Source organism: Nostoc sp. MG11 (assembly GCF_014904695.1).
Taxonomy (GTDB): Bacteria; Cyanobacteriota; Cyanobacteriia; order Cyanobacteriales; family Nostocaceae; genus Komarekiella.
Genome location: NZ_JACXXN010000001.1, coordinates 416,381 through 424,471, shown reverse-complemented (window position 1 = coordinate 424,471; position 8,091 = coordinate 416,381). Strand labels below are relative to the sequence as shown.

General features: G+C 44.4%; 7 protein-coding genes. 3 read left to right on the top strand and 4 right to left on the bottom strand.

Annotated features, from left to right (window positions below):
* Positions 1-307 precede the first annotated feature (307 nt).
* Positions 308-3,382 carry an ExeM/NucH family extracellular endonuclease gene (locus HCR01_RS01865; RefSeq protein ID WP_320073070.1) on the bottom strand — a complete coding sequence of 1,025 codons (3,075 nt, stop codon included), beginning with the start codon at positions 3,380-3,382 and terminating at the stop codon, positions 308-310.
* Positions 3,383-3,477: 95 nt separating this feature from the next.
* Between HCR01_RS01865 and HCR01_RS01860 the strand changes: the two genes are divergently transcribed.
* Both HCR01_RS01860 and HCR01_RS01855 read left to right on the top strand, forming a co-directional pair.
* Positions 3,478-3,618, top strand: coding sequence for a hypothetical protein (locus HCR01_RS01860; protein ID WP_193193947.1), 141 nt, complete (start codon positions 3,478-3,480; stop codon positions 3,616-3,618).
* A gap of 212 nt (positions 3,619-3,830) precedes the next feature.
* Positions 3,831-4,859 (top strand): alpha/beta hydrolase, encoded by a 1,029-nt coding sequence (locus HCR01_RS01855; protein WP_193193944.1) that lies wholly within the window; start codon positions 3,831-3,833, stop codon positions 4,857-4,859.
* A gap of 259 nt (positions 4,860-5,118) precedes the next feature.
* Here the strand turns inward: HCR01_RS01855 and HCR01_RS40675 are convergent, their stop codons facing one another.
* Positions 5,119-5,235, bottom strand: coding sequence for a DUF6888 family protein (locus HCR01_RS40675; RefSeq protein WP_413773917.1), 117 nt, complete (start codon positions 5,233-5,235; stop codon positions 5,119-5,121).
* A gap of 45 nt (positions 5,236-5,280) precedes the next feature.
* On the opposite strand from HCR01_RS40675, the gene HCR01_RS01850 reads away from it, so the two are divergent.
* Positions 5,281-5,466, top strand: coding sequence for a hypothetical protein (locus tag HCR01_RS01850; RefSeq protein ID WP_193193943.1), 186 nt, complete (start codon positions 5,281-5,283; stop codon positions 5,464-5,466).
* Here HCR01_RS01850 and HCR01_RS01845 read toward each other — a convergent pair.
* Complete coding sequence (locus HCR01_RS01845) at positions 5,450-6,256, bottom strand: COP23 domain-containing protein (protein WP_193193941.1); 807 nt, start codon at positions 6,254-6,256, stop codon at positions 5,450-5,452. The genes HCR01_RS01850 and HCR01_RS01845 overlap by 17 nt on opposite strands.
* Positions 6,257-6,327: 71 nt before the next feature.
* Positions 6,328-7,956: a M48 family metallopeptidase gene (locus tag HCR01_RS01840; RefSeq protein WP_193193940.1), complete on the bottom strand. Its 1,629-nt coding sequence runs from the start codon at positions 7,954-7,956 to the stop codon at positions 6,328-6,330.
* Between the last annotated feature and the right edge of the window lie 135 nt (positions 7,957-8,091).

Genomic DNA, 8,091 nt, shown 5'->3' with positions numbered 1-8,091 from the left:
AAATCAGCAAATAATTGCTTGTTTAATAGAGTTTGCATATTTCAGGACTTACGCACTCAGATCCCCCAACCCCCTTAAAAAGGGGGCTTTAGAAGTTCCCCCCTTTTTAAGGGGAGCCAGCGCGGTCTTCTCCCTTCGCGTAGCGTCTCCAAGAGTTGGGGAGACGCAATCATGCGATGGGGTCTCCCCAAGTGGAGCGACTGGCGTGGGCTAGGGGGGATCTAGGTTTCAAGCTTCAGTGCGTAAGTCCTATATTTGTTTTTAGATGCAATGCATCCACAACCGCGATCGCAGTTGTGGACACAATCTAAAACACAAAGTTGTAGAAGTTATTCATCGCCGCTGGGGTAACGTTGTCTAAATATAGGAAGGGTTGATAAGTCGCCGAACCAAGTAAACCATCGCGGTCAATTTGGAGGACTGTATTTTTAGCTGTACTTCCTTGTACCAGACGCACATAGCCATCAGCGATCGCATCACTGCCGTTATAACCACCAGCAACCAGGCTATCGAGTAGCTTAGTCAAAACGATTTTGTCGCTACCCACTTTAAAGTCGATGATGTAATTATTTGTATCGTTGATGCTGTTGTAGACAAATTGGTCGTTGCCTTGACCGCCTGCGATCGCTTTTTTACCAGGGCTACCTACAATCACATCATCGCCCTTAGTGCCAATCACAACTTTGCGTCCAGGTGGAGGAGTGATGACTTTATCCACACTAAACAAGTTCAGCCCCACTAGCACTGGATCGTGGTCAGAGGAACGGAAGGCGTCAGCATTGTATAAACTATCTTGCTGTCCTGCTGACTTGAACTCAGTGTTGTAGTCGAGAACGTTGGGTTCATCGGCATTGATGTGCCACTTAGCACCGCCAGTAACTTGTGCTCCTAAACTGCCATTAGCTAGGGCATAGTCAAGAGTACCCCACTGTCCATCAAAGACATAAGAGTAGCTGTCATAAGAAAATTGGTTGTTATATCCTGCACTTGCCAAAGTAGTAACTGGATCTTCTTTGGCGTAAGCGTTGAGATCACCAATAACCAAGTAGTCAGGATCATTAGTACCTGTGGGTTTAGTTGCTAACCAAGTTGCTAGGTCTTCAGCCGCACGAGTCCGCGTACCATTAGAAAGACCTTGACCATCGCCAGCGTCAGCATCACCAACACCCCCGGAACTTGAACCTTTAGACTTGAAGTGATTCACAACTACTGTGAAGTTTTCCCGATTCGAGTTTTGCCGAAAGGTCTGTGCTAAGGGTTTCCGCCCAGTTAAGTCAAATGCACCTTGACCATATCCATCGGGCATTGTTGCAGCCGCACCGACTGGGGTAACTTGACCAGGTTTGTAGATGATTCCCACTGCAATTTGATCGGTTCCCAAACTTGTGCCGGGATTGATGAAGGCATAAGTACCAGCACCGGAAACTGCATTCAATCCGTTAACAAGATCCTGAATGGCACTGTTAGCACCGTAGCCATCATTCTCTATCTCGATTAATCCAAGGACATCTGCCCCTGAGCCAATAATGGCTTGAATAGTCTTGTCACGCTGACGGTTAAACTCAGTCAGGTTATCCGCTCCTCTGGGAGTAGGGAAGCCTCCGCCTGTACCGTTACCGTTGAAGTAGTTGAGAATGTTGAAGCTAGCAACCTGGAGCGTACCGCCCACATTTGGCGGTGTCGTTGGGCGAGGATTCGCAGGTGTAAAGTTTTGTCCGGTGGAGGTTTGAACGCGATACCCTTCAAAACGTTGGTCTAAAACACCATTGATGCTAGCGATCGTGTCACCACCACGCAATGTATTTTCAGCACTCAGAGGAATCCCGCCACGCGCATGAATGATTGGGTCGGGGTTTTGAGTGCCTCTACCGTCATCTAAGATGATCCGACGCTGAGCAATCTCATTTAAGTAGGCAGAGTATCCACTGACACTTGGCGCATTAAATTGGGTGTACTGGTCAAGTCTGCCATCAGTACCGGGTTGGTTGCTGGCATCAGTTGCCGAGAGAACAACTTGCCCAAATCGACCAAGTTGGAAATGCTCGGTTACAGTCAGGTTCCTACTTGCAGCACTAATGTTAACCAGCATCCCCTCGTAGCGCTCTAAGTCTGTGACGCTAGTTACAGGTAACTTGATGTTAGTAACAGTAGGCAGAGTGCTAGCGCCCAAGTTGACGACACTTGTAACACTAGAAAGTTGCGTCAGACTGCTGTTGACACCACCACTGCTAGTCGTGAATTCACCAACCGTTCCAGTTACCCTTACTTGATCGCCAACTTTACCAGAGAACAGCCCTGTGGGATCAAAAACAAAGATAGCTTCTGAGGTTGCAGCGTCACTATCGGCATCTGTATTCTCTTCCTGTATGTAGAAGCCGTTCAGTTGCGAAGAACCACCAAAAGCACCGACGACAACGCCCTCAATTGTCCGATTACCACCAAAAGCGGGGTTAAAGGTTGCACCACTACCCTGAATCTCGTGAATCTTGGTAATTGAAACAGCTACATCATTGTCAGCAATTGTTGCATTTACAGAAGCGATCGCAACATTGTTATAGTTAGCATCGCTGCTGGTTGCTGTATGGCTGATAGTGCTGGAGTGTGTACCTTCTGTTACCAAATCATCGACTGCACTGACTGTTACTGTTTGCGCCACATTCCAGTTAGCAGCAGTAAAGGTAAGTGTAGTAGCACTGGTTGTGCTTTGAGAATCCGGGGTAATGGCAATAGTAACGTCTGCTGTTGGTTGACTATTAAGTACTATTGTGTATGTATCTGTTGCACCACCTTCAGTAATGTTAGTGCTGCCACTAGATTCGGTGATGGTGACACCAGCAGGAAGAACAGCATTAGCTGTACCTGGTGTTGGGGTTAGTGCTTGGTAGGTGCTGGTGTTGCGACCGCCTCCTGCACCATTTGGAACCCGTTGAAGGGAATCATTAGCGCTACCGTTTGCACCACTGTTTTCATCTACTTGAGGCTGAGACGGATTGAGTAGAGCAAGCAAACCGGGGTCATCGGCATCATTTGTGTCATAGGCGATCGCATCAATTAGATTAGTTGTGGTGATCGGTGTATTATTTGGGAAATCGCTAGCATTAGCTGTGTAGAGTGCAACTGCATCCGCCCCATTTTGCAGAGTATTTCCAGGAAAGATTAAATCTACACTCGGTACACCTGCATTCCCAAGCAGAAAGTATCCATTAGCATCAGTGGTATAGCCATCCAAGTCAAAGGCGGCATAAGATAGGTCGTTGCTACCGTTGTAGAAAACAACCACTAGTCCGCTGAGGTCTGTATTGCCTGCACCACCATCATAAAGCTCGACAAACTCCGCTACGTCAGTGCTAGGAGTATCCGAGTCAATTTCGTTAATGATCACAATATCAATCCTCTTGTGTCAAAGTTATCCCCAGAAGCAAGGATTAAAGTATCACTTAATACGTTGCTGAATTAGTATTAGTTCGCAGATAATATATGCAAAGATATACTTTGCATTTAGGGCTGATGCCTTTGCGATCGCAATATCAGCATGGCAAACTCAGGAATGTAGGAGAATACAGCTACATTCCTAATTGGTATCAATTCTTATTCAGCCCCCTCAAACTATCCCAGTAACATTAAGAAACTGCTAGCGAAAGGTTAAAACAACAGATAATTGAGAGCTAATAACTTACATTCTCGTTGTTATGCAAGATACCTCTTGGAAAGCCTAATTATCCTAATTAATACTTTCACTCAGTAATGCTAATTTTTCTATGTTGGTAGAGTAAGAAGATTTTGATCAGTTTTACCAAAAATAAATATACAAATTATATGCACAACAGCTTATGACAAGTAACGAAACAACAGTTGACTTTCAGAAAACAACAGAATTCCTCAAGCAAGTTTATCAATCAGAGTCCGAACTTCCGCTTAAAAATAAAGCCTGTGGTTCAAAATTCTTTGTTTATCCTCACTCCACCTCCAAGGTTTGTCTCTTCTTGCATGGTTTCACAGCAGGCCCCTACCAGTTTGAGCCGCTCGGCAAAGCCTTCTTCAACAGAGGATACAATGTTCTTATTCCTTTACAACCCGGTCATGGACGCGCAGGTAACTGGAAGCGCCAAAATCCTCCACCACTTCCAACAGACATTCAGACTTATCAACAATTTGTGCTGAAGTGGTTAGAGATTGCAAAAACGCTAGGTCAACAAGTCGTAGTTGGTGGATTATCAACGGGTGGAACCTTAGCAGCCTGGTTAGCTTTAGAGCATCCTCAGCAGATTAATCGCGCTTTATTGTTCACACCTTATTTGGGTACTCATCATTCATTATTTGATTGGCTCATCAAAATCCTACCGATTTACTTTGAATGGTTCAACAAAGATGCACCCGGTAATTTTGGCTACAAAGGTTTTCAAATTCCAGCATTACGAATATTTTTAGAATTAGGAGAAAATGTTTTAGAACAGGCTAAAACTTGTGTTGCGGCCCCTGTTTTAATGGTGTGTAGCGAAGCTGATCAGGTTGTTAACCGCTCTAAACAGCAGGATTTTTTCAAAAGGGTACTCAAACAGCAAACAAAATCCTGGTATTACTGCTTTGATGATTCGCTTCACATAGAACACCGGATGATGACAAAACTAGAAGACAATGATTATGAGGAACTAGTGATTATCCTTGGCAAAGCTTTTGTTGATAGTGATTTAACTTGGGCACAGTTTCAACAAATGGCAACTCGCATAGTACAAGGAGAAACCTATGAGCAGATTAAGCCAAAATTGAACCTTGATGGTCAAGCTTGTGAACAGCTATATGCAATGATGACTCAACATTTTGGTTGTGATCATCTTGAATGCATTAATCCATCTAAGTAAACAGTCAGAAGTCATTCCTGCTTTTGCTGATACTTTTGAACAAAGTCTAATAGACTTGCTCTCTTGTCTGTACACATCGTATCAATCGCCGCTGCGGCAACGCCAAGAGTATAGGCAGTTTCGTTATGGCTGGTTACTCTTGCGGCTGCTGATTTATTCGCTTCCGCAATTCAGCTTCAAACTATTCTCCAAAATAAGACTACAGATGGAAACCTCAAAACCCAGATGAAATATGACTTTCATAATTATGAATTATGAATTATGAATTGGTATTAGTACGTTCATCCATCCGAACTATGTTGATTGATTGCATCAAATTGCTTGCCGCTACACATCTGCGATACAGCGCTCGTAACTGCTCTGGTGTCGGTTCTATATCCTCCTTGGATCCAAAAATTTCTCAAAAAAAGTCTAGTAGCCCTTGATTTACGACAAGTCTGAATTTACGACGAAGGATATAAATCAAAAGCGATCGCTCCGACTACCAATCAATGCGATCGCTTTCTGTAGACAAGACTCGCTACCGCTGCACCAATGCGTCTATCCGGCACTCAGGCTTCTGCCGACAGCGTTGGCTCCCCTTGAGCCTTTTAACGGAAGTTCCTAGGATTGAGCCGAGTGGGAGTTTGAGAGCGTTGAGGTTGAGGACGTACTACTCCATTGCTCAGGTTTCTGGCTGTACCGCCATCTTTAGGATCAAGGTAAGGTTTCAGATTAATCCCGCTTCTAGATGAAGTAACTCGATTATTGCCACCGCCCAAAAGTGTGCGACCTAAATTGTATAATTCGTTTGCTCCTCCCTGATTGCGATCGCCATAAGTATTAACAGCTGTGGTTTGCTGCCCGCTGTCAGCAGTAGTCAGGTTTTGGAAAACGCTATTGCGTACCACATAAGCGTCTTTGCCACGCGGTACTGTCAGCACAATTCTACAACTGGGGTCAGCCTCGGTTGTCACGCAAACAATATTTTCTCTATTTTGTACGCCTGTTTGGAGTTCTTGTAAGCCATCTTGCCGATAGGATTCTAAACGATTAGCAATAGTTTGACAGCGAAGTTGTGAATTCCAACCACCACCCAAAGCCGCTGGAGCCGCCCAAGGAAAGTACTGTCCTGGTTGACTTTGTGGCTGATACATGACTGTGTACTGTCCATTGTAATACTGACAGCCAAAACGAGTCACACCGTCAGCAGAGGGTGAACTAGTTGTACTTGTCGTTGATGTATCTATTGGTATTGGTCTATCTACTGGTGTTGATGTGCCGCCTGATGGAATTGTGGGTACTACTACACCATCCGATGTAGAAGGATTATATTGGGCAAGTGCTGCGGAATTGCCCAAACATAAGGATAAGCCAAGACCGCTCAGAGAGAAAAACTTAACTAGTTGTGATGACATGAATCATCCTCCGGTGGAAGTAGGTAGGGAATTGATAGTTTAAGTGACGAATAGTTTTGTGTTTTGATTCATTAAGAACTTGACTTTTTTTCTTCTCGTTCTTTTTTCTCTTTGAGTAGCTGTTTGACTCGTGCTTTTATTTCCGCGTGTCGCCCGACTCCTTCGTAGGCGTAGCGGTTATATTTACTACGAGAAATTAGGTTTTCTATCTCACTAACTCGCTCGTTACCGCCTGGGTGCGAAGACAACCAACTGGGAGGAGCATTTTTCTGTTGTTTGTCTAGTGTAACCATCAAGTTACGCAAGCCATCAGCAGCGTAGCCAGTAGCAACAATCAGGCGTGTGCCGAGTGTATCTGCTTGACGTTCCATGTCGCGGCTGTAACTGAGTGCAAAAAGTTGACCAATGGTTCCACCTAGAGGTATGTACTGGGTAACGTTAGAAATTAGGTTGCCTTGGGTGACTAGTTGAAAGCCGTGAGATAAGACTACATGGGATAATTCATGACCGATTAACCCAGCGATTTCTGCTTCTGAGTTAGTTTTGGCGATCGCACCTGCATTCAGAAAGATTTTACCTCCAGGCAATGCAAAGGCGTTGAGGCTTTCCTCTGGAATTACAAAAAACTCGTATTTAAACTCATCACGTCCAGCTACCTTCGCCAATTTCTGCCCGATTTCATTGACGTATCCCAAAACATTTTCATCTTTAATGACATCGAGCTGTTTTTTCGCCTGCTTCGCCACCGATTCACCTATGGCTTCTTCTCCTTGTAGCAACATGATGGTGGAGTCAAGAGCAGAAAACGGCCCTAGAAGACTGCCAGTAACGGCGTAACCTAATGCACCTGTAATAATATTACCGAGGACATTACCTCTAATTTCTTCTCTGATATGAGATTTGTAGCGTTTGAGATTTTCTTGAGCTAGCTTTGTAAATTCAGGTGCTTGCGGGTTTTGGGGGTTGAGAATCGCAAATTGACGCGCCGCTAAAGAAGCTTCCATCCATTTTTTTTCTTCAGCGAGCGCTGTAACTCTAGCTTTGATCAATTCTGGTTGATTTGGATAAAGGGATGTCGCACGTTCTAATATATCTAATGCTGCTTGGGGGCGATCATATTGCTTCAATACTTCAGCATATCGAATATGACCAGGGATAAATTCTGGATTCTTTTCTACTAACAATTGCAGAGGTACTAAAGTTCTGGTTTGAAGTTTACTTGCTATCCCTGCCTCTGCTTCTCGCCAGTATACTTTACCACCTGGAGATAGTTGCGTTGGATCAGCGATCGCTGCTTTGCGTCCTTCAGGTACACTTGTTTTTGCAAAAGGTTCTTTCACCTGGCGATACAGTTTTTCCGCTTCTGGGATTTGTCCCGCCAAATAAAGCTTGTCTGCTTCTATTAGTTGTTGCTGACGGGCGATTTCTTCAGGAGTGGGTAAAGGTTCCTGTGCTGAATCTGGCTTTTTCGATTCGCTGGCTTCCGGGGTTTCTAGCGTTGATGGTTGCAGCGCATTCTGTAACTTTTGAACTTTAGTCGCTTCTGAACTGGGCGAATTTGGATCAATAGTGCTAGACGCAGCAGGTTCTTGTGCGGGAACCGGTGCTATGGGTTGCGTCAGGATAATCAAAATCGATGTTCCAACTGATAGTAGTACCCAGTTCAAGGCTAGCAGTAGAGACTTCCAGGTTCGTTTCATACTGAGATTTAACTTTGCAAAAGGCTATTTTTTTAAATCTTATGAGGAATTACCAAAATACATCTAAAGCGATCGCAAGCCTTTTGAAGGTGTAACGTATTTTTCTTGGTGTCTTAGCGTTTTTGTAGTTAAAAA